This window comes from Bordetella muralis (assembly GCF_965139205.1).
GTDB lineage: Bacteria > Pseudomonadota > Gammaproteobacteria > Burkholderiales > Burkholderiaceae_B > Bordetella_A > Bordetella_A muralis.
In genome coordinates this window covers 39,499-60,231 of sequence record NZ_CBCSIU010000021.1, presented here as the reverse complement: position 1 = coordinate 60,231, position 20,733 = coordinate 39,499, and the positions used below count along the sequence as shown (strand labels likewise).

Genomic DNA, 20,733 nt, shown 5'->3' with positions numbered 1-20,733 from the left:
ATACGCGCCGGTTCAGCGTAATGCCAGCAATGCGATGATGACGATCGCCAGCATCAGGCTCAGGCCTTTCCAGAATGCGAGCGGATTGCGTTCAAGCAAAGGCACATACGTGTTGTCGATGCTGGCATGCGGGTGTTGCAAGGCATAGACGAACTCTGATAATTCCTGATAACGCGATGGTGGGTCGGGGTGGACTGCCTTGCTCAGGACGCGATCGACCCAGGTGGGAATGGCGCGTTGGTCGTTCAACGCAGAGTCATACCGCAGATAGCGCTGTGCCGCGCGTGTTCGGGTTTTAGCGACTTGTGTGCCGTAGGGTAGACGGCCCGTCAACATTTGATAGGTGATGACGCCCAGGGAATAAATGTCGGACACTGTAGAGCCCGATTCCCCTACAAAGTATTCTGGTGCAGTGTATTGGGCGGTACCCAATATATGCGGCGTGTCGTTGAGAGTGGCGATTTCCGCAATTCCGGCAACCCGCGTCGAACCGAAATCAATGATCCGGACGATACCCTGTTCGTCGATGAGTATGTTTTCAGGACGCAGATCCTGGTGCACCATTTCCTGCCGATGAAAGGCCTGCAAGCCTTTTGTGATCTGGTCGACGATGTGGATAACTTCCTCGAGTGCGGGTTCGGGATGTTTTTCCATCCATTGAGTCAATGTGATGCCGTGCAGATATTCACAGACGGTATAGAGGTATTGACGCGGGCGTGTTTGCGGCCAGGCTTTGACCACATGGCGGCTATCGATGCGCCGGGCGAGCCATTCCTCCATCAGCAGCCGTTCCAGGTAAACCGGATCGTGACGCAGGTCTAACGAGGGTATTTTGATAGCGACATGGCTTTCGGTATCGAGGTCTATGGCGTGATAGACGTGGCTGCGGCTGCTGGCATGCAGCTCGTCAATGATGCGAAAGCCTTCGAACAGCATGCCCGAGGTCAAGAGGGGAGGACAGGGCAAGCTCCTGGCCTGAGAAGCCATTTCGCTGGCATCGGCCGCAGGCAACGCATCTATCCGTACGATTTGCACCGTCAAGTTGTCCACACTGCCGCAGGCATAAGCGAGTTCCGCCAGCGCTTGAGCGGCCATTTCCAATGCATTGCCATGGGCCGTGACGGCGGTGATGATGTTGTCGCTGTGGATATGTTCGTAGACGCCATCTGTGGCCAGAACAAACACATCCCCTATTTCGAGACGCTGTGTGTGATAGTCGATCTCGACGTGCGGAGACATACCCAGCGCGCGGCTGAGATAGCTCTTATCGTGCGCGACCCAGAGTCGATGGTCTTCTGTGAGTTGTTCGACAACGCCATGGCGCAGGCGAAAAATACGCGCATCGCCGATATGGAACAGGTGGGCAGTTGTGGATTTCAGTATCAGTACGCTCATCGCACATACATAGCCGCGATCCTGGTCGTGGCGATGCTGACTTTGACGCGTCTGCGCATGCAGCCAAGCGTTCGATGCGTGCAGAACGCGCTCGGCGGACTTTTTGACAGACCAGGTTTCCGGCGTGCAGTAGTAGTCCTCTATAAAGCTGGCGACCGCGGTTTCGCTGGCGATATGACTGACATCGCTGCTGCTGATGCCGTCGGCCAGTGCAACGGCAATGCCCTTGGTGTGAAGCAAGGGCCGATCCGGAATACAGAGGCTGTGGAAATCCTGGTTGCCGGATTTGCGGCCACGATCCGAATATTGGCCTGTCGTCACCTGCAAGTGGGTGACGGCAGGACCTTTGCTCGCGCGATCCATGGACGGTGAGCCGAGATCTTTGACGATGACGCGATCATCGGTACTGCGTTCAACCAAAACGGCGTTTGGGGGCGGTTCTCATGTGGGTGGTGTATAGCGTCAGTCCCGTCAACGAAATACCGCCGACCAGGTTACCCAGCACCACCGGAATTTCGTTCCAGATCAGATAATCCATGACAGAGAAATTTCCGCCCAGGATCAAGGCCGATGGGAACAGGAACATGTTGACCACGGAGTGTTCGAAACCCATATAGAAAAACAGCATGATGGGCATCCACATGGCGATGACCTTGCCGCTGACGGTGGTAGAGATCATGGCGCCGACCACGCCGAGCGACACCATCCAGTTGCACAGAATTCCGCGGATGAAAATCGTCAACATCCCGGCCGCGCCGTATTCCTTGTAGCCCAGTGTGCGGTTTTCACCGATGTGCGAGATGACTTCACCGACCTTGCCGGCAGGAACGGAAAACCCATACGTAAAAATAATGGCCATGAGGACGGCGACGGTCAGTGCGCCGATAAAGTTGCCAATGAAGACGACACCCCAGTGTTTCAGGATGACGCCTGGGGTCACCCCGGGACGCTTTTCCAGCCAGGCCAGCGGGGTGAGCATGAAGACGCCCGTCAGCAGGTCGAATCCCATCAAGTACAACATGCAAAAGCCTACGGGAAACATGGCGGCTCCCAGCAGGGGGGAACCGGTCTGCACATTGATCGTCACGGCGAATACTGCAGCAATAGCGAGGATGGCGCCTGCCATGCAGGCACGGATCAATGCGTCGCGTGTTGCCATGTAGATCTTCGATTCGCCTGCATCCACCATCTTGGTGACGAATTCTGAAGGAGCCAGATAGGACATATTGATTTCCTGTAGCGGAAAAACGGATTCCGTCGTTTAAGAAGCATGCTCAGGCTGTAAAGGCCGCGGCGCTATTGCTTGGGATATGAACAAGCCGTGATGCCAAACCGTATTCGGCGTCAGAGATCAAGCAACAAGCGTGCCAGTGCGACGGAATCCATACCGGCTATCGAGGAACCAATGTCACAAAAGGTCTTGTGTGAAGGCATTCCTCAATGTGGTGCGCTGGACCGCGAATGGTGCATCACGGTGCACCGAGATGGGGCGCGCTCGGGACTGCACCCAGATGTGCGAGGAGGCTTCGCATCGGCGCGGACAATTCACGCCAATCCCGAAAGCACGCACACAGCTGCCGGTAGGCCCAGTCTTCGGCTAGCACGACGGTGCGATAGTCGTGTTTGCGCCGATAGCGTTGCGCAATCGGCTGCGGAACGATGCCCATGCCGACACCATGAGCCACCATCTCGCAGAGCCCCTCAAAGGTTTTCATACGGATCCGCAGGTTCAGGGGTTTACCCGCCGCCTGGGCGTATTCGTTGATGTGGTCTTGCAGTGCGTTGCCTGGAGCAAGTCCGACAAAAGATTCATTCAGGATGTCCGCCAGGCGAAAATGGCGATGGTGCGTCAGGCGATGTCCGGCAGGCATGATCAGAACGAGGTGATCCTTTGCGATGGGCTGCCGTTGCAGGCCGGGGGCGTCCACGGCGTCGGAGACGATGCCAGCCTCGGCGAGACCCGCAGTAATCGCGGTGATGATTTCGGTGCTGGTGCGTTCTTTCAGGTCGATATGCAATCGAGGACGTGCGGCGAGCCAGGGGGCGAGCCGTGGTGGCAGGAATTCGGTGAGAGCCGCCGTGTTGGCATAGAGATGCAAGGTGCCGCGCACGCCTGTGGAAAAGTCTTTCAGCTCGGTTTTGAGCAGGTTTTGTTGGCGCAGGATCAGGCGGGCGTGATGGGCCAGCGCTTCGCCCGCTTCGGTGGTGATGACACCGCGTGAATGGCGCTGCAGCAAGGGGACCTGCGCATCGGCCTCGATGTTGCGCAGCCGTTCACTGGCAGAGGCCAGCGCCAGATTGGCGTGTGCGGCGCCTCGGGTAATGCTGCCGGCCTCGACCACGCACAGGAATAAATGAAGATCCGCCAGATCGAGCCGCATAGTGTCTCCTGCTTTCTGCCTGCCTTCGGATAATCCGAAGGCAGGCACCCGAAAACCACATTGTGCCAAGCCACGAGTGAGGCTCCAATAGGGGCATGAACGAATCTGCAAACTTCTATTTATGGTTCACATTGACCTTTTTGGCAGCTGGGCTGGTCAAGGGTGTTACCGGCATGGGACTGCCTACCGTAGCGATGGGCTTGTTGGGCACCGTTATGCCGCCTGCCGCCGCCGCCGCGATATTGGTCATCCCGTCGTTTGTGACCAATGTCTGGCAACTATTGTCCGGTCCGGCAACGGCGCGCTTGCTACGCCGGTTATGGCCGATGATGCTGGCGATTGTGGCGGGGACGGTGGGCGGCGCTTCGCTCTTGGTGCGAGTCGACCCATTGTGGTCCGCGTTCTCTCTAGGTGTGGCGTTGATCGTCTATGCGTTATACGCCCTGCTCGGCCCTGCCCTGTCCGTCTCCGTGTGCGCCGAGTCCTGGTTGTCGCCCGTGATCGGCGTTGTAACGGGAGCGATTACCGGTGCTACCGGGGTGTTCGCCATGCCAGCGGTGCCCTATTTACAGGCACTGGGTTTGGATAAAGACGAATTGGTTCAGGCCCTGGGCCTGTCCTTTACCGTGTCCACCATTGCGTTGGCGGCTGGCCTGATGGTGCATGGCGCATTTCAGCTGAACCAACTCGGGGTCTCCGCGTTGGCAATCGTCCCGGCGTTGATAGGCATGTGGGCGGGGCAGAAAGTCCGGGCACGGATCAGTCCCAAGCGGTTTAAACAATGTTTTTTGGTGTTCCTGGCGGTACTGGGGTTTGAGTTGGCGTCGCGGCCGTTCTTTTGATCGGATCNCGCGACTCGCTTTGGCGAGGTAGATGAAATCGGGCTCACTTCCCAATACAAAAACTGGAAAAAATCTCACCCAGCAAATCATCGCTGGTGAACCGCCCCGTAATACTGCTCAGGCTGTCATGCGCCAGTCGTAGCTCCTCGGCGAATAAATCCAATACGCGGTCATCCTGGGCTGCGTGCTCGGTGGCTGTGGTCAGGTGCTCGGCAGCGTCCTGTAATGCGCGTACGTGGCGTTCTCGGGCCAGCCAGGGGGATTCCGCGCCGGGGTTCCAGCCGGCCAAGGCCAGCAGCTTGTCGCGCAGCGTGTCCAGCCCTACCCCTTCGCGGGCAGAGATGCCGAGCTGCTGAGGGCCCGCCACGAAAGGCGTATCGAGCAGGTCTACCTTGTTGAATACGGTCAACAAGGGGGTGCGCTCCGGCAGACGGGCGATGATTTGCGCGTCGAGTTCATCGGCGGGCTGGGTGGCATCCTGCAAATGCAGGATGACGTCGGCGCGTTCGATTTCTTTCCAGGTGCGGGCGATGCCGATGCTCTCGACGGTGTCTTCGGTCTCGCGCAGGCCGGCCGTGTCGACGATGTGCAGGGGCACGCCGTCGATGTGGATTTCCTGCACGACCTTGTCGCGGGTGGTGCCCGCGATCGGCGTGACAATGGCGATGTCGTCACCGGCCAGCGCGTTTAACAAGCTGGACTTGCCCACATTGGGTTTGCCTGCCAGTACGACGTGCAGGCCTTCGCGCAGGATGACGCCCTGGCGTGCCTGGGCGATCAAGGTATCAAGGTCCGCGGCCAGTGCCTCCAGGGTGGGACGTGCCTGGTATTTCTCCAGAAAATCGATTTCCTCTTCGGGGAAGTCTAGCGTGGCTTCGACCAGCATGCGCAGGTGAATGATCCGATCCGATAGTGCATTGACCTGCGCCGAGAATTCCCCCGATAGCGATGCCATGGCGCCGCGCGCGGCGGCCACTGATGAGGCATCGATCAAATCGGCGACGGCCTCGGCCTGGGCCAGGTCCATGCGATCGTTCAGGAAGGCGCGGCGTGTGAATTCGCCGGGCTCGGCCAGACGTACGCCCATGTCCGCGCCCGCCTGCAGGCAGCGATCGAGGATGCGCCGCAATACGGCCGGCCCGCCGTGACCTTGCAGTTCCAGTACATCCTCGCCCGTGTAGGACTGCGGGGCGCGGAAATAGAGGGCAATGCCTTCGTCCAGGTGTTCGCCGTTTTCTGCGGTGAAGGGTAAATAATGGGCGTGACGCGGCGTGAGTTCGCGGTTGAGCAGGCGGCGCGCCAAGGCGGATAAATCGGGGCCGGAAACCCGGACAACGCCAATACCGCCGCGGCCCGGCGCGGTGGCGATGGCGGCGATGGGAACCTGTGTGGATAAGGACATGGGGCATTCATTGAAGACGGCAATAAGGGAATATAACTGTTGCGCACGCGCCTGTTTGCTGGTTAATGTGCCCCTGGCAGTCCAACCTACAGCACAGGCTAGGAGAGCACGATGGCGTCACATTGGTTACGTTTATTGGCGGGCGGGGCATTTACGGCTGCAATGGCATTGGGGGCGATGACTTCCGCTGTTGCGCGCGATCTGGTGGTGGCGCTCAAGACCGAGCCCAGCTCGATGGACCCGCAATACCATGCGTTGACGCCCAATACCCAGATATCGCAAACGTTGTTCGATCCCCTGGTGCGCTCGGATTCCAAGTTGCAGCCTATACCTGCGCTAGCGGAGTCCTGGACGGTGGACGGCAATGTGTGGACCTTCAAGCTGCGTCCGAATGTCAAGTTTTCGGATGGATCGCCCTTTACGGCCGATGATGTGGTGTTCAGCTATGACCGCATTCCCAAGGTACCGAATAGTCCTTCGCCTTTTACCTTGTATCTGGGTTCCGTCGCCAAAACAGAAGCCGTGGACCCGATGACGGTGCGTATTACGACCAAATCGCCCGCGCCAAATCTGCTGATCAACCTGGCACAGCTGCCGATTCTGTCCAAGACGGCGGCATCCGGTCCCGCGCCCGAAGGAAAAACCACAACAGAACTCAATAGCGGCAACGGGCTGGCAGGAACGGGGCCCTATAAGTTCGTGTCCTGGAAGCGCGGCGCGGAATTGGTCTTCGCACGCAATGAAAATTACTGGGGTCCGGCGCCAGCATGGGACCGGGTGATCTATCGCCCGATGTCCAATGCAGCGGGCCGGGTGGCGGCCTTGTTAGCCGGGGATGTGGACTTGATCGAAGATCCTCCAACGGATGATCTGGCCAATCTGAAAAAGAACAAGAAGCTGTACATCGAAGAAACGCCTTCGGTGCGTGTGATGTATGTGGCGATGGATCAATTCGCCGAACCCACGCCGGGCATTGCGGGCCTGCAGAAAAATCCGCTGAAAGACAAGCGCGTACGCGAGGCGCTGTCGCTGGCCATCAATCGCGATGCCATCGTCGATCGCGTGATGGGCGGCGTGGCCAAGGCCGCAGGCAATATGCTGCCCTATCCCATGTTCGGTTCGTCTAAAGAGCATGCCGAGGCGCCGAAGGCAGATGTGGAGAAGGCCAAGGCCTTGTTGAAAGAGGCCGGTTATCCCGATGGGTTTGCGATCACGTTGGGCGCGCCGTCGGGCCGTTATGTGAACGACTCCAAGGTAGCGCAAGCCGTGGCGTCCATGTGGTCGCGCATCGGTGTCAAAACCAACGTCGAGGCCCTGGCGCCCTCGGTGTTTTTCAAGAAGCGCGACAGCTATGAATTCAGTGCCTATCTGGCGGGCTGGTCGGTGACCAGCGGCGAGATGCTGAACCCCTTGGCCTCGTTGCTGATGACGCGCAATCCCGATGCGGGCGAGGGCACGACCAATCGTGGTCGCTACTCGAATCCGGAGATGGATAAATTGGCGCGTGAGGCCGCCGCAACGATGGATGACGCCAAGCGTTCGGCACTGCTACAACAGGCCAGCAATATGGCGATGGACGACTATGCCCTGCTGCCTTTGCACTTTGAGTTGTCTGTATGGGCGATGAAGGACGACGTCCGTTACGACGGCCGGCCGGATCAGACTACCTTGGTGCAATACGCGACCGTAAAGAAGTAGGCCAGGAGTCGCATCGACGTGCTGGCAACTATCATTCGCAGGCTGTTGCAGACGCTGATCGTGCTGCTGGTCATGTCGGCGTTGGTGTTCACCGGGATTTACCTGGTGGGCGATCCGATCTCGATGCTGGCCAGCCCCGAAGCGACCGATGTGCAGCGTGAGGCAATCCGCGTGTCGCTGGGCTTGGACAAGCCTTTGTGGATGCAGTATCTGGTGTTTATCGGCCATGCAGTACAGGGCAATTTCGGCAATAGCTTTTTGACGGGCGAGCCGGCGATGCGCTTGATTCTGGAGCGCATGCCGGCCACGCTGGAGCTGGCCTGTGTGGCCATGCTCATGTCTGTACTGATCGGCGTGCCATTAGGCATCATCGCAGGCCTGCGTCCCAAGGCGGTAGGCTCCCGGGCGATCATGACGGGCTCGGTGTTGGGGTTTTCTCTGCCCAATTTCTGGGTCGGCTTGATGTTGATCATGCTCTTTGCCGTCACGCTGGGGTGGTTGCCGGCGAGCGGACGGGGCGAAACGGTGTCGGTGTTGGGCGTGCCGTTGAGCGTGTTGACACTGGATGGATGGGCAAGCCTGATTTTGCCGGCGTCCACGATCGCCCTGGCCAAATGCGCCATGATCGTGCGCGTCACACGGGCAGCGACGCGCGAGGCGCTGCCCATGGATTACATCAAGTTTGCGCGTGCCAAGGGGCTCGCGGAAAAGCGCGTGTTGGGCGTGCATCTGCTCAAGAACATATTGATCCCGATCGTGACGGTAGCGGGCCTGGAGTTTGGCCAGGTCGTGGCGTTCGCTGTCGTGACAGAGACCGTGTTCTCGTGGCCGGGCATGGGCAAATTGCTGATTGATTCCATCATCAATCTGGATCGCCCCGTGGTGGTGGCCTATCTGATGTTGATCGTATTTTTCTTGGTGATCCTGAATCTGGTGGTGGACATTATCTATACCGTGCTGGATCCGCGCGTACGTCTGGAGCGCAGAACATGACGACACCGATGACTTCTGTGGATACGTCACCCCCCACGCCTGCTGCGCGAGTGGAAACGCCGCTGCGCCGGTTTTTGGTGGACTTCTGTGCCAGCAAACTGGCGTTGTTCGGCGTCGTGCTGCTGCTATTGACGGTAGGCGCAGCGATATTCGCGCCATGGATCGCACCGCAGAATCCTTTTGATATTGCCACCTTGGATATCCTCGATTCCAAATTGCCGCCCGGCAGTGTGAGTGGCGATGGCAGCATGACGTATTGGTTGGGAACGGACGGTCAGGCGCGGGATGTGTTCTCGGCGATTCTGTATGGTATGCGCACGAGCTTGATGGTCGGTTCGATTTCCGTGTTGGCGGCATTTGCGATCGGCGCTACGGTGGGATTGATCGCTGCGTATTTTGGCGGCCGCATCGATGCGTTTTTGATGCGGGCTGTGGATATCCAGTTGTCGTTTCCGGCGATTCTGGTGGCGTTGATTTTGCTGGCTATCCTGGGCAAGGGTGTGGATAAGGTCATCATTGCGCTGGTGGTGGTGCAGTGGGCCTACTTTGCGCGTGCAGCACGCGGAGCCGCGCTGGTCGAACGCGGCAAGGAATATGTCGAGGCCGCCCGTTGCATGTCGTTGGGTTGGGGGCGTGTGTTGTTTCGCCATGTACTGCCCAACTGCATGCCGCCGCTCATTGTGATTGCGACGATCGATCTGGCGCACGCCATTGCGCTGGAGGCGACGCTGTCGTTTCTAGGCGTAGGCGTCCCGGTGACGGAACCTTCGCTGGGGATGTTGATTTCCAATGGCTTCGAGTATTTGCTGTCGGGACTGTATTGGATTTCTTTCTTTCCCGGCATCGCCCTGGCCATTGCGATTATCGGCATCAATCTCGTGGGCGATCATCTGCGCGATGTATTGAATCCGCATAACGCGGCATGAGCAGTGGACGACTATGAGCTCTCAAACGACCGTTGATCATCGCGATAGTGCTTCCATAGCAGCCCCTGTGGGTGCTGCGAACCGTGGCGCCAGGACGGTATTGGATGTTCGCGGACTGAAAACGCATTTCTTTACCCGCGCGGGAGTGGTCAAGGCCGTCGACGGTGTGGATCTGTCGGTGGGGGCGGGCGAGATTCTGGGATTGGTTGGGGAATCCGGCTCGGGCAAGAGCATCACGGGTTTTTCCTTGTTGGGCTTGGTCGACGCGCCTGGCCGGGTCGTCGATGGCGAGATTCGTTTCAACGGCGAAGACTTGCGCCAGGTGTCGGCGCAACGCTGGCGGGAACTGCGCGGCAACGATATTGCGATGATCTTTCAAGATCCGATGATGACGTTGAATCCCGTATTGCGCGTGGATACGCAAATGATAGAAACCGTGCTGGCGCATCGCCGCGTCAGCCGTAATCAGGCACAGGCTCGTGCATTGGAGGTATTGACCAAAGTCGGCATTCCCTCGCCTCAGGAACGATTGCGTGCCTATCCTCATCAATTGTCGGGTGGCATGCGGCAGCGGGTGGCAATCGCGATCGCCTTGTTGAATGAGCCGCGCCTGATCATCGCAGACGAGCCTACGACCGCACTGGATGTGACGATTCAAGGGCAGATCCTCTACGAGATGCAGAAGTTGTGCCGTGAAACGGGAACCGGGCTGATCTGGATTACCCACGATCTGGCCGTCGTGGCGGGATTGGCAGACCGTGTGGCGGTCATGTATGCGGGCCGTGTCGTGGAAACCGGGACGACGCAAGCCGTGATCAGCCATGCCCTGCACCCCTATACGCATGGCTTGATTGCGTCCATCCCCACGCCGCACACGCGCGGCCAGCCCCTGGACCCGATACCTGGTATGACGCCCTCGTTATTGAATCTGCCGCAAGGCTGTGCCTTTCGCACGCGCTGTCATCGGGCGACTGACGCCTGTGCGCAGGCGCCCGCGGCGGTGGAACATCGGCCCAGCCATTGGGCCCGTTGCTGGCATGCAGGAGAACGCTAGTGCAGACTGTTGAATTCGCGGCGCCGGATTCCAGCGTCTCTGTCGCCACCGCCAAGCCTATTTTGTCGCTGCGGCAGGTTGAGCAGCACTTTATCCAGCCGGTCGATCTGGCCGGGCGTATTGCGAACTTGTTTGGTGCGGGCCTGAAAACGTTGGTGGTGCAGGCGGTCGCCGGCGTGGACCTGGATGTTTATCCCGGCGAAGTAATCGGCATTGTGGGAGAGTCGGGCTGCGGTAAATCGACGTTGGGCCGCATGGTGGCGGGAATTCTGCGGCCGACAGGGGGACAGATCGATTATCAGGGGTCCCCTGTGACGCAGATGTCGGCTGCGCAGCGGCGTGCGTACGAATTGAGCGTGCAGATGATTTTTCAGGATCCGTACGCCTCCTTGAATCCCCGTATGCGGGTAGTCGATATCATCGGCGAGGCGCCCGTGGCGCATGGCCTGATCCGCTCGGGCGAGAAGGCCAGCTACGTGGCGGGCCTGATGGGCCAGGTGGGGCTGGACCCGACTTATGCACAGCGTTATCCACACCAATTTTCCGGGGGGCAGCGCCAGCGTATAGGCATTGCCCGGGCGTTGGCGTTAAAGCCGTCTGTCATCGTGTGCGACGAGGCTGTGGCCGCCCTGGATGTGTCGATTCAGGCCCAGGTGTTGAACCTGTTCGCGCAATTGCGCCGCGAGCTGGATTTGACCTATCTGTTTATCAGCCATAATCTGAGTGTGGTGAGCCATATCTCGGATCGTGTCGCCATCATGTATCTGGGGCGTATCGTCGAGATTGCTTCGACCGACGCGGTGTTTTCCCGGGCGAATCACCCCTATACGCAGGCGTTGCTGAAAGAACTGCCGGATCTGCGGCCTGGCCGGCGCGATTACCGGCCGATCAAGGGAGAACTGCCCTCTCCGCTGGCGCCCCCGACGGGTTGTGCTTTTCATCCTCGGTGCCCGCACGCGATGCCACGCTGCAGTACGGAACGGCCGCTGTTGCGTGCGGTGGCGGCGGGTCATGCCAGCGCCTGCCATTTGAATGACGAGCCGACAGGCAAGGTGCCATCGGGATGAGGGCTGAACCCCGATCGCAGCATGCCCGCCGTGCTGAAAATTTGATATCGGACGCGGACTCCTACGGGATCTAACCCAATTTATTCTGTTTATCTTTTGCCATGAAAACTCTAGACGAAATCGAACGTGCCCATGCTGACCTGACCGCTTTGCGACGTGATATCCATGCGCATCCGGAATTGGCTTTCCAGGAAACGCGGACGTCGGCACTGGTTGCCGAGCGCTTGCGCAGCTTCGGGATAGAGGTGCATACGGGCTTGGGCAAGACGGGCCTGGTAGGCGTGCTGAAGTCCGGCAACAGCGGCAAGACCCTGGGGTTGCGCGCCGATATGGACGCCCTACCGATGCCGGAGCACAACCGCTTTGAGCATAAGTCGACGATCGCAGGCCGCATGCATGGCTGTGGTCACGATGGGCATACGACAATGCTGTTGGGGGCGGCGGAATATCTGTCCAAGCATCGTAATTTCGATGGCACGGTACATTTTATTTTTCAGCCGGCCGAAGAAGGCGGTAATGCGGGAGCGCGGGCCATGATGGAGGACGGTCTCTTTGACCGCTTTCCGTGTGACGCTGTGTTTGGTTTGCACAATATGCCGGGCATGCCGGTCAATCAGTTCGGTTTTCGCAGCGGGCCCGCCATGGCTTCCAGCAACCGCTGGGATATCACGATCCGTGGTGTGGGCGGCCACGCCGCGCAGCCGCATAGTGCGGTGGACCCCATCATCATCGCGGCCGATATGGTGCATGCCCTGCAGACCTTGATTTCGCGCAGCAAAGACCCTCTGGAATCGGCGGTACTGACGATCACGCAGATCCATGCAGGGGACGCCTATAACGTGATCCCGGGCGATGCGGTGTTGCGCGGTACGGTGCGCACCTATACCGTGGATGTGCTCGACAAAATCGAAGACGGTATGCGCCGCATCGCGACCACCCTGCCCCAGGTCTATGGCGCAACAGGTGAGCTGGATTTCGTGCGGGCGTATCCGCCCTTGGTGAACTGGGAAAAAGAAACGGCGTTTGCCGCCGAGCTCGCGCGCGAGGTGTTTGGCGACGAACACGTCAATTGCGATATTCCTGCGTTCATGGGCGCCGAGGACTTTTCCTTTTTTCTGGAAAAAGTGCCGGGCTGCTACCTGTTTCTAGGCAATGGCGATGGGGATCATCGGATCGCCAGCTATCACGGCATGGGCCCATGCCAGCTGCATAACCCGAACTATGACTTCAATGATGCGTTGCTGCCGGTCGGCGCAACGTATTGGGTCAAGCTGGTCGAGAAATTTTTGGCAAAGGCATAAGTTAATAACTTCAAACCCATATGAGAAAGTGATCTGATTAAAGTCCGATAACGTCGTTTGGGTTCGAATAAGCTTTTTGCATAATGGATCGCTCTGAATACCGGAGCAATCCATGTCTACACGTAGCAACGCGGCACGCCTTGATGAAGTCGACGACGCTGCGCAGGCATTCGAAGTGCGGCCTCTGCCGGGCGGGATCGGTGCGGAGATCGTCGGCATTGATCTGGGCCACACACTGAACGCCAGCGATTTTGCGCGTGTACATCGCGCGCATCTGGATCACCATCTGGTGGTGTTCCGCGATCAACGTATTACGCCCCAACAGCACATTGATTTCAGCCGCCGTTTCGGCAAGCTGATGATTCATGTGCTGCATCAGTTTCACTTGGCCGGCCATCCCGAGATCCTCATCGTCTCGAACATCGTCGAGGACGGCAAACCGGTGGGCTTGGGCGACGCGGGAAAATACTGGCATTCCGATATCTCGTACAAGCCGCTGCCGAGCCTGGGCTCGCTGCTGCATGCACAAGAGTTGCCGTCCGAAGGCGGCGATACGCTCTTTGCCGATATGCACGTGGCCTACGACACCTTGCCTGCGCACCTGCGCGAGGCCATCGACGGCCGTCAAGCCGTGCATTCGTATCTAGCCAAATATGGCCAGATGCAGAAAGAGGCGAATTGGCGGCCGACGCTCAGCCCCGAGCAACTCGCACAGGTCAAAGAGGTCGTGCATCCCGTTGTGCGTACGCATCCTGAAACGGGACGCAAAGCGCTATTCGTCAGCGAAGGCTTTACGACCCGCATCGAGGGGCTGCCCGAGGATGAAAGCCAACAGATCCTGGCAGAACTCTTTGCCCACAGCATCAAGCCCGAACATATTTATCGCCATCAGTGGCGCGAACATGATCTGGTGTTCTGGGATAACCGTTCGTTGATTCACCTGGCCGCAGGCACCCCGACACACCTGCGCCGCAAGCTCTACCGCACCACTATTGAAGGCGACACGCCGTTCTGACTATGGCCATGACTCAGATTCTTAAACAACGTGTGGGCCGCGCTGTGAGTGCAGGCTTGCTTGCCGTCGCGATCGCCATCATGGCGCTCGTTTCGCCCACTCCCGCGGTGGCGGAGGAAGGCCGCCTGCGGATTGCCGAGCAGTATGGCGTGGTGTATCTGCTGCTGAACGTCGCGCGTGACCAGCAACTGATCGAAAAGCACGGCAAGGCGGCCGGTGTAGACATTAAAGTCGATTGGGTCAAATTGTCGGGCGGATCGGCCGTCAACGATGCACTGCTCTCGGGCGGTGTGGACATCGCTGCGGCGGGTGTAGGTCCTCTGTTGACGATATGGGATCGTACGCATGGCCGTCAGAACGTCAAGGGTGTGGCGTCGCTGGGCAACTTCCCCTATTACCTGGTATCGAACAATCCGGCCGTCAAAACCATTGCCGACTTTACCGACAAGGACCGTATCGCGGTTCCCGCGGTGGGTGTGTCGGTCCAATCGCGCGTATTACAGTTGGCGTCGGCCAAGCAATGGGGCAATGACCAATACGCCAAGCTGGATGCGATCTCGGTCGCCGTGCCGCATCCCGATGCGACGGCAGCCATCATTTCCGGTGGCACGGAAATCTCGGCTCATTTTGGCAATCCGCCTTTTCAAGACCAGGAGCTGGCTGAAAACCCGAAGGCGCACATCGTGCTGAACTCGTATGAGGTATTGGGCGGTCCGGCGTCCTCGACGGTGTTGTTCGCGACAGAAAAATTTCGCAATGACAGCCCCAAGACGTATCGTGCCTTTTTGCAGGCGCTACAGGAGGCTGCGACGTATGTGACCGCCCATCCTCAAGAAGCGGCTGATACCTATATCCGGGTCACGGGCGCCAAGCTGGATCGCGATTTCCTGGTCAAGGTCATCACGAATCCTGACGTGAAATTCACGCTGCAGCCGAACAATACGCTGGGTCTGGCAAAGTTCATGCATCAGATCGGCGCGATCAAAAATGCGCCTGTGAGCTGGCGTGATTATTTCTTCGAAGATCCCGCCATTGGTGAGGGAAGCTAAATGTCTACCACCCCCGCTGCGTTGCTGCAGGTCCGTGAGCTGACCCTGGAATACAAGACACCGCAGCGCCGTGTGCGCGCTACGCACGAAGTCAGTTTCGATGTGCATGACGGTGATCGCTACATTCTGTTGGGCGCATCGGGGTGTGGCAAATCGACGTTGCTCAAGGCGATCGCAGGCTTTATACCACCTGCCGCGGGGCAGATATTGTTGGATGGCAAGGCGGTTTCTGGTCCGGGGCCTGATCGCATCGTTGTGTTTCAGGAGTTTGATCAATTACCGCCGTGGAAAACGGTATTGCATAACGTCGCGTTTCCACTGGTGGCGACGCGTAAACTGGGTCGTGCCGAGGCTCGCGAACGAGCCTTGCACTACCTGGACAAAGTCGGTTTGGCGGCGTTTGCCGATGCCTATCCGCATACGTTGTCGGGTGGGATGAAGCAGCGCGTGGCCATTGCACGTGCGCTGGCCATGCAGCCGCGTGTCCTGTTGATGGACGAACCCTTTGCGGCGCTCGATGCGTTGACGCGTCGCAAGATGCAAGAAGAGTTGCAAGGACTCTGGGAAGAAGCGAATTTCACGCTGCTGTTCGTGACCCACTCCATCGAGGAAGCACTGGTGCTGGGCAATCGCATATTGCTATTGTCACCGCACCCGGGACGCGTGCGCGCCGAATTGAATGCGCATCAATTTGCGTTGCATAGCCAAGGTTCAGCGGCATTTCAAACGGCCACGCGGCGTATTCACGATTTGCTGTTTGACATACCCTCGCATCAGCGTGCCGAGGAACAAGTACAGCGGCGTGCTGCTTGAACTGCGAGACCGCATCGACGGGTTGTTGTCCGTGAGCCGCCACACACCAGCGCTGATAAGGATCCGCGCTTTCTCTTATTGAATGAAAGGAATTTCCATGACGCATCGTGCGGATGGCGCCGTGGTGCGCCCGGAAGTTGAGTATGTGTTGCCCCCTTTGCCAGGGTTAACAGCAGAAGCTCCCCTCTCCTGGTACGAGCGACTGCGGCAACATGCCGCATTTCGCAAGACTCTTATCTTGTTGGCGCTGGCTCTGATATGGGAGGCCGCGGCGCGCTATACCGATAATGATCTGCTGTTGCCGGGCGCATGGCAGACGGCTCAGGCCTTTGCACAAGGGCTGATCAATGGCGAGCTGCCGGCCCGTGCATTTCAATCGCTGGCCGTGCTATTGAAGGGTTACGTGGCCGGCATCGTGTTGGCATTTCTCCTGACGACGTTGGCGGTGTCGACGCGTGTGGGGCGAGATCTCTTGTCGACGTTGACGGCCATGCTGAATCCTTTGCCTGCAATTGCCTTGTTGCCGTTGGCCCTGTTGTGGTTTGGCCTGGGCGAAGGCAGCCTGGTGTTCGTGCTGATTCATTCCGTGCTGTGGGCGCTGGCTTTGAATATCTATTCGGGATTCCAGGCGGTACCGGAGACGTTGCGCATGGCGGGGCGTAACTACGGTTTGAAGGGACCGGGTTATGTCTTGCGTATCTTGGTTCCTGCCGCGCTGCCGGCGATTCTGGCGGGATTGCGTATCGGTTGGGCCTTTGCCTGGCGCACGTTGATCGCGGCGGAATTGGTATTTGGCGCCTCCAGTGGTAAAGGCGGACTGGGCTGGTACATATTCCAAAACCGCAATGAGCTTTATACCGATCGAGTGTTCGCCGGCCTGGCAGCGGTGGTGCTGATCGGGTTGGCTGTGGAAAACCTCGTGTTCAATACATTGGAACGCGTCACCGTGCGGCGTTGGGGCATGCAACGCTAGATCCGTGTGCAAACGTCCCAGGCACGCGGTTTGCTGGGGGGCGGTCATGATTGAGCACAATACTGTCGCCGGGGTAAGCTGCCGTACCAACCCGGGAAAATGTCATGCAAGCACTACTGAAGCAGGAAAAGCTGCTGCTCCTGGCTGTCGCTGCCGCGGTGATCGCCTATACGGCAGGCGACCGTTTGACCTCGCATGGCACCGCCCCTGCCGCCGTCGCGACGGTGCTGTTGGTAATTGCCATCATTTGTGCGTCGCAGCGCGTGGCCTTTCATGCCGAGCAATTGGCGCATCGGCTCGGCGACCCATATGGGACCATGGTGCTGACACTGTCGGCCGTGCTGGTGGAGGTGGTCGTATTGGGCATCGTGATGTCGCACGATACCTCGCCCACCCTGGTGCGCGACACGATCTATGCTGCGGTCATGCTCGACATCAACGGCATCCTCGGCCTGGCGGCGCTGATGGGCGGCATCAAGCATGGCGAACAGTCGTACAACGACGACTCGGGCCGCGTCTATACGGTGATGATTCTCACGGCCATGGCGATTTCCATGATCATGCCCGAGTTCGTTCCGCGCGACCGGTGGCATGTTTATTCCGGCTTTACGATTTTCATCATGGTCATGCTGTATGCGGTGTTCCTGCGCATGCAGACAGGGCCGCACAGTTATTTTTTCAGTTATGCCTATCCCGAAAAGCGGCGCCGGCCGGCTGCGCCGCCTTCGCGTGGTCCCGATACGTTACGGTCGGTGGCGCTGCTGGTGGCAGGCGTGGTCATCATCGGCGCTCTGTCGGAGGTCATGGCCAAATCGCTGAATGTCGCGCTCGAACATGTCGATGTTCCGCCGGCGCTTCCTGCTCTCGTGGTGGCACTGATCTCGGCCAGCCCGGAAATTCTGACTGCCCTGCGAGCGGCATTGGCCAATCGCATGCAGTCTGTTGTGAATATCGCGCTGGGGGCTTCGTTATCCACAGTCATTCTTACTGTGCCCTTGATGGAAGCGCTGGCGCTGTATACCGGCCAGCCGTTCGAGATGGCCATGACGCCGATTCAGACCATGATGGTGCTCGTCACGCTGGTGGTGGCCGCTATCAACGTGAACGACGGACAGACCAATGCCATCGAGGGTATGACTCACTTCGCTTTGTTCGCGACGTTCTTGATGTTGTCCGCCTTGGGGTTGTAGCAGGCACTTTGGCGGACTCCGGCTTTCCGTCATTGCAAAGGAGCATGCCATGAACCAAAAGATCAACAAGGCTGAACACCGTGATACGCCGGCCGGCCATGCGGCCGAGAGCCGTGGGGCTCGAGCGCATGAACATTCCTCTCAATCGCGGATGGCCCGGCTATTCGATCATTTCGCCAGCGCCGTCGCTCGGGCGACGGGCTCGCCGATGGCCTTTGGCTGTGCCGTGTTGATCATTCTGCTATGGGCGCTGGCCGGCCCGTGGGCGGGGTTTTCCGAAGTATGGCAGTTGGTCGTCAACACGGGCACTACCATCATTACTTTTCTGATGGTTTTCTTGATCCAGCAAAATCAGAACAAGGACAGCCGTGCCTTGCACGTCAAATTGGATGAGTTGCTGATGACGTTGAAGGGAGCCAGTGATCAATTGGTCGATATCGAAGACATGGAAGAAGACGAAATCAACGAGATTGCCGAACGTTATCGCCGGCTGGCCCAGGCCGCGCGCAAGCTCAAGGATCCGGAATAACGCGGCCTCATAACAAAAGCCCCCGCGATGCCTGCCAGGCGCCGCGGGGGCTTTTTCCTAGGGGCGCCAGACCTTAGCGGCTGGCCGCCTCAGCGGCTTTGCGCTCGATCCCGCGCGTAATGGTCCACTGCTGAGCAATCGACAGCGTGTTGTTGACGCACCAGTACAACACCAGACCTGCCGGGAAGAAGAACATCATCCCGCCGAACACCAGAGGCATGATCATCATGACCTTGGCCTGGATGGGATCCGGCGGCGTGGGGTTCAGTTTGATCTGCAGGAACATGGTGGCCATCATCACGGCGGGCAGGATGAAGTACGGATCGCGAACCGACAGGTCATGCACCCACATGATCCAGGGCGCACCGCGCATTTCGACGCTGGCCAACAGCACCCAGTACAAGGCGATGAATACCGGGATCTGCACCAACATGGGCAGGCAGCCGCCCAGCGGGTTGATCTTTTCGGTGCGATACATCTCCATCATGGCCTGATTGAGTTTCTGGCGATCGTCGCCGTACTTTTCCTTCAGGGCCTGCAGACGGGGCGCGACTTGTTTCATCCGCGCCATCGAACGGTAGCTGGCGGCTGCCAGCGGGAAGAACACCGCTTTGATGATGACGGTCAGCGCAACAATGGCCCAGCCCCAGTTGCCCAGCAGGCCGTGCAGCCAGGTCAGCAACGAGAACAGCGGTTTGGCGATGATGCTCAACCAGCCATAGTCGACCACGGTATCGAGCCCGGGCGCCAGCGCGGCCATGGCTTTTTGGTCCTGAGGGCCGACCCACAGGTGCGAATCGACCTGGGTCGTCGCGCCGGGCTGGACCGTACCGACGGCTTCGATGCTGCGAGCCGCGTACAAATTAGGTTGGACCTGCAGCAGTTCGTTCGTACGGGCCTTGCCTTCCGGGGGAACCCAGGCGGTCGCAAAATAATGCTGAACAATCGCCAGCCAGCCGTTGTCGGCTTGCTTGATGTAGGAGCCCTTTTTTTTGGCGATGTCCGAGAACGTGACTTTCTGGAATTTTTCTTGCTCGGAGTAGACCGCGACGCCGGTGAACGTGTGATAGAAACTGGACGTATCGGCCGGATCATTGCCATCGCGCTCGAGCTGCAGGTACAGCGAAGGCGACAGCGCTTGGCCGGAGACGTTGTTCAGGGCATGCTGGACGTCGATGTCGTAGCGGCCGCGATGCAGCGTATAGGTCTTGGTGAGTTTCAGACCACCGGATTCCGCCTCGAAGGAGACCTTCAGGGTGTCGCCGGATAGCTCGCGTTCGCTCGAGGTCAAACGGAACGGTGTCTGGTGATTGGGGAAGCTTTCGCCATTAGGCGCACCCACCAGGCCGGATTGCACGACGTAGGTCAGCTCGGGAGAGCGATCCAGCAGTACGGTGGGCTTGTTAGGCTGGCCCGCGGTTGGGTATTTCAGCAGCTCGGCACGAACCAACTGGGCGCCTGCCGTATCGAAAGTCAGACGCAGCACGTCAGTCGTGATGACGACCTGCTCCGCGCGGGCGGGAGCCTGTGCGGGCGTGGCGCCAGGAACTGTGCTGGGCGCAGCGGCAGCAGGCGCGTTGGGCACCGACGGTGTCGCAGCCTGTCCGTTGGCGCCGGCTTGCGCGCCGTTGGTGGATGATTCTGCGCTGGAGGAAGCGGGAGGCGTCCCGAAAAGCGACGGTTTGCCGCTATGGACTTGCCAGTTGTTCCACAGAAGCAACAGCGAGAAGGAAAAAATCATCCACAGGATGGTTCGTCGGATATCCATGGTGCCTACGGTAGGTATGCGGGCCGGCCAAAATCGGAGCGGCAAACCCACAAGTTTAGCGTCAATTGGGATCAGTGCGGCGGTGATGCGCGCAACATGAGGCCCCATCGGGGTGATGCGAAGGCGGTACCGGGTCGTGGCCGCCTGGTGACCAGGGGTGGCAGCGGCCAATGCGACGCGCTGCTAACCATAGACCACGCCAGGCGCCATGTTGTTCAATCGCCTGGATCGCATAAGCAGAGCACGTCGGCGTGAACCGGCATTGCCGCCCCAGCCAGGGGCTGAGAAAAAAGCGGTAAAACCGGATAGGCGCAATGAGCAAGGCTTTGAGCATGGC

19 protein-coding genes are annotated in these 20,733 nt (G+C 58.9%); 13 read left to right on the top strand and 6 right to left on the bottom strand.

Annotated elements, in window-relative coordinates:
- Window positions 1–12 precede the first annotated feature (12 nt).
- From ACNA0I_RS22350 to ACNA0I_RS22340, 3 genes are all read right to left on the bottom strand, one after another.
- Window positions 13–1,815: a protein kinase domain-containing protein gene (locus tag ACNA0I_RS22350; protein ID WP_415808228.1), complete on the bottom strand. Its 1,803-nt coding sequence runs from the start codon at window positions 1,813–1,815 to the stop codon at window positions 13–15.
- Window positions 1,808–2,620 carry a formate/nitrite transporter family protein gene (locus ACNA0I_RS22345; protein ID WP_415808227.1) on the bottom strand — a complete coding sequence of 271 codons (813 nt, stop codon included), beginning with the start codon at window positions 2,618–2,620 and terminating at the stop codon, window positions 1,808–1,810. The genes ACNA0I_RS22350 and ACNA0I_RS22345 overlap by 8 nt, the downstream gene beginning before the upstream one ends.
- Before the next feature lie 244 nt (window positions 2,621–2,864).
- On the bottom strand, window positions 2,865–3,776 hold the full coding sequence (locus ACNA0I_RS22340; protein WP_415808226.1) for a LysR family transcriptional regulator: 912 nt from the start codon (window positions 3,774–3,776) through the stop codon (window positions 2,865–2,867).
- 95 nt (window positions 3,777–3,871) lie between these two features.
- Here ACNA0I_RS22340 and ACNA0I_RS22335 point away from each other — a divergent pair, with 95 nt between their 5' ends.
- Window positions 3,872–4,618 carry a sulfite exporter TauE/SafE family protein gene (locus ACNA0I_RS22335; protein ID WP_415808225.1) on the top strand — a complete coding sequence of 249 codons (747 nt, stop codon included), beginning with the start codon at window positions 3,872–3,874 and terminating at the stop codon, window positions 4,616–4,618.
- 43 nt (window positions 4,619–4,661) lie between these two features.
- Here the strand turns inward: ACNA0I_RS22335 and mnmE are convergent, their stop codons facing one another.
- Entirely contained in the window at window positions 4,662–6,020 is a 1,359-nt protein-coding gene (gene mnmE, locus ACNA0I_RS22330) for a tRNA uridine-5-carboxymethylaminomethyl(34) synthesis GTPase MnmE (protein ID WP_415808224.1), read from the bottom strand.
- Window positions 6,021–6,131: 111 nt separating this feature from the next.
- On the opposite strand from mnmE, the gene ACNA0I_RS22325 reads away from it, so the two are divergent.
- From ACNA0I_RS22325 to ACNA0I_RS22270, 12 genes are all read left to right on the top strand, one after another.
- Window positions 6,132–7,718, top strand: coding sequence for an ABC transporter substrate-binding protein (locus ACNA0I_RS22325; RefSeq protein WP_415808223.1), 1,587 nt, complete (start codon window positions 6,132–6,134; stop codon window positions 7,716–7,718).
- An 18-nt stretch (window positions 7,719–7,736) separates the two neighbouring features.
- Window positions 7,737–8,711 (top strand): ABC transporter permease, encoded by a 975-nt coding sequence (locus tag ACNA0I_RS22320; protein ID WP_415808222.1) that lies wholly within the window; start codon window positions 7,737–7,739, stop codon window positions 8,709–8,711.
- Window positions 8,712–8,719: 8 nt separating this feature from the next.
- On the top strand, window positions 8,720–9,637 hold the full coding sequence (locus ACNA0I_RS22315) for an ABC transporter permease (protein ID WP_415808239.1): 918 nt from the start codon (window positions 8,720–8,722) through the stop codon (window positions 9,635–9,637).
- A 13-nt stretch (window positions 9,638–9,650) separates the two neighbouring features.
- Window positions 9,651–10,691 (top strand): ABC transporter ATP-binding protein, encoded by a 1,041-nt coding sequence (locus tag ACNA0I_RS22310; RefSeq protein ID WP_415808221.1) that lies wholly within the window; start codon window positions 9,651–9,653, stop codon window positions 10,689–10,691.
- Window positions 10,691–11,758 carry an ABC transporter ATP-binding protein gene (locus ACNA0I_RS22305; protein ID WP_415808220.1) on the top strand — a complete coding sequence of 356 codons (1,068 nt, stop codon included), beginning with the start codon at window positions 10,691–10,693 and terminating at the stop codon, window positions 11,756–11,758. Before ACNA0I_RS22310 ends, ACNA0I_RS22305 begins: the two co-directional genes overlap by 1 nt.
- A gap of 101 nt (window positions 11,759–11,859) precedes the next feature.
- Window positions 11,860–13,059 (top strand): M20 aminoacylase family protein, encoded by a 1,200-nt coding sequence (locus ACNA0I_RS22300; RefSeq protein ID WP_415808219.1) that lies wholly within the window; start codon window positions 11,860–11,862, stop codon window positions 13,057–13,059.
- A 112-nt stretch (window positions 13,060–13,171) separates the two neighbouring features.
- Entirely contained in the window at window positions 13,172–14,074 is a 903-nt protein-coding gene (locus ACNA0I_RS22295) for a TauD/TfdA dioxygenase family protein (RefSeq protein ID WP_415808218.1), read from the top strand.
- A gap of 2 nt (window positions 14,075–14,076) precedes the next feature.
- On the top strand, window positions 14,077–15,123 hold the full coding sequence (locus ACNA0I_RS22290; RefSeq protein ID WP_415808217.1) for an ABC transporter substrate-binding protein: 1,047 nt from the start codon (window positions 14,077–14,079) through the stop codon (window positions 15,121–15,123).
- Window positions 15,124–15,936, top strand: coding sequence for an ABC transporter ATP-binding protein (locus ACNA0I_RS22285; RefSeq protein WP_415808216.1), 813 nt, complete (start codon window positions 15,124–15,126; stop codon window positions 15,934–15,936).
- A 97-nt stretch (window positions 15,937–16,033) separates the two neighbouring features.
- On the top strand, window positions 16,034–16,909 hold the full coding sequence (locus tag ACNA0I_RS22280; RefSeq protein ID WP_415808215.1) for an ABC transporter permease: 876 nt from the start codon (window positions 16,034–16,036) through the stop codon (window positions 16,907–16,909).
- Between the two features lie 104 nt (window positions 16,910–17,013).
- Window positions 17,014–18,099 (top strand): calcium:cation antiporter, encoded by a 1,086-nt coding sequence (locus tag ACNA0I_RS22275; protein ID WP_415808214.1) that lies wholly within the window; start codon window positions 17,014–17,016, stop codon window positions 18,097–18,099.
- Between the two features lie 49 nt (window positions 18,100–18,148).
- Window positions 18,149–18,628, top strand: coding sequence for a low affinity iron permease family protein (locus tag ACNA0I_RS22270; protein WP_415808213.1), 480 nt, complete (start codon window positions 18,149–18,151; stop codon window positions 18,626–18,628).
- Window positions 18,629–18,701: 73 nt separating this feature from the next.
- Here ACNA0I_RS22270 and yidC read toward each other — a convergent pair whose 3' ends face one another.
- Window positions 18,702–20,396, bottom strand: coding sequence for a membrane protein insertase YidC (gene yidC, locus ACNA0I_RS22265; RefSeq protein WP_415808212.1), 1,695 nt, complete (start codon window positions 20,394–20,396; stop codon window positions 18,702–18,704).
- A gap of 61 nt (window positions 20,397–20,457) precedes the next feature.
- Window positions 20,458–20,730, bottom strand: coding sequence for a membrane protein insertion efficiency factor YidD (gene yidD, locus ACNA0I_RS22260; protein WP_415808211.1), 273 nt, complete (start codon window positions 20,728–20,730; stop codon window positions 20,458–20,460).
- Window positions 20,731–20,733 lie beyond the last annotated feature (3 nt).

What these genes read in the sequence shown, in the direction of transcription:
- ACNA0I_RS22345 (WP_415808227.1), bottom strand. Translation starts at nt 2,620, where the DNA reads ATGTCCTATCTGGCTCCTTCAGAATTCGTCACCAAGATGGTGGATGCA.
- ACNA0I_RS22340 (WP_415808226.1), bottom strand. Translation starts at nt 3,776, where the DNA reads ATGCGGCTCGATCTGGCGGATCTTCATTTATTCCTGTGCGTGGTCGAG.
- ACNA0I_RS22335 (WP_415808225.1), top strand. Translation starts at nt 3,872, where the DNA reads ATGAACGAATCTGCAAACTTCTATTTATGGTTCACATTGACCTTTTTG.
- mnmE (WP_415808224.1), bottom strand. Translation starts at nt 6,020, where the DNA reads ATGTCCTTATCCACACAGGTTCCCATCGCCGCCATCGCCACCGCGCCG.
- ACNA0I_RS22325 (WP_415808223.1), top strand. Translation starts at nt 6,132, where the DNA reads ATGGCGTCACATTGGTTACGTTTATTGGCGGGCGGGGCATTTACGGCT.
- ACNA0I_RS22315 (WP_415808239.1), top strand. Translation starts at nt 8,720, where the DNA reads ATGACTTCTGTGGATACGTCACCCCCCACGCCTGCTGCGCGAGTGGAA.
- ACNA0I_RS22310 (WP_415808221.1), top strand. Translation starts at nt 9,651, where the DNA reads ATGAGCTCTCAAACGACCGTTGATCATCGCGATAGTGCTTCCATAGCA.
- ACNA0I_RS22300 (WP_415808219.1), top strand. Translation starts at nt 11,860, where the DNA reads ATGAAAACTCTAGACGAAATCGAACGTGCCCATGCTGACCTGACCGCT.
- ACNA0I_RS22295 (WP_415808218.1), top strand. Translation starts at nt 13,172, where the DNA reads ATGTCTACACGTAGCAACGCGGCACGCCTTGATGAAGTCGACGACGCT.
- ACNA0I_RS22290 (WP_415808217.1), top strand. Translation starts at nt 14,077, where the DNA reads ATGGCCATGACTCAGATTCTTAAACAACGTGTGGGCCGCGCTGTGAGT.
- ACNA0I_RS22285 (WP_415808216.1), top strand. Translation starts at nt 15,124, where the DNA reads ATGTCTACCACCCCCGCTGCGTTGCTGCAGGTCCGTGAGCTGACCCTG.
- ACNA0I_RS22280 (WP_415808215.1), top strand. Translation starts at nt 16,034, where the DNA reads ATGACGCATCGTGCGGATGGCGCCGTGGTGCGCCCGGAAGTTGAGTAT.
- ACNA0I_RS22275 (WP_415808214.1), top strand. Translation starts at nt 17,014, where the DNA reads ATGCAAGCACTACTGAAGCAGGAAAAGCTGCTGCTCCTGGCTGTCGCT.
- ACNA0I_RS22270 (WP_415808213.1), top strand. Translation starts at nt 18,149, where the DNA reads ATGAACCAAAAGATCAACAAGGCTGAACACCGTGATACGCCGGCCGGC.
- yidC (WP_415808212.1), bottom strand. Translation starts at nt 20,396, where the DNA reads ATGGATATCCGACGAACCATCCTGTGGATGATTTTTTCCTTCTCGCTG.
- yidD (WP_415808211.1), bottom strand. Translation starts at nt 20,730, where the DNA reads ATGCTCAAAGCCTTGCTCATTGCGCCTATCCGGTTTTACCGCTTTTTT.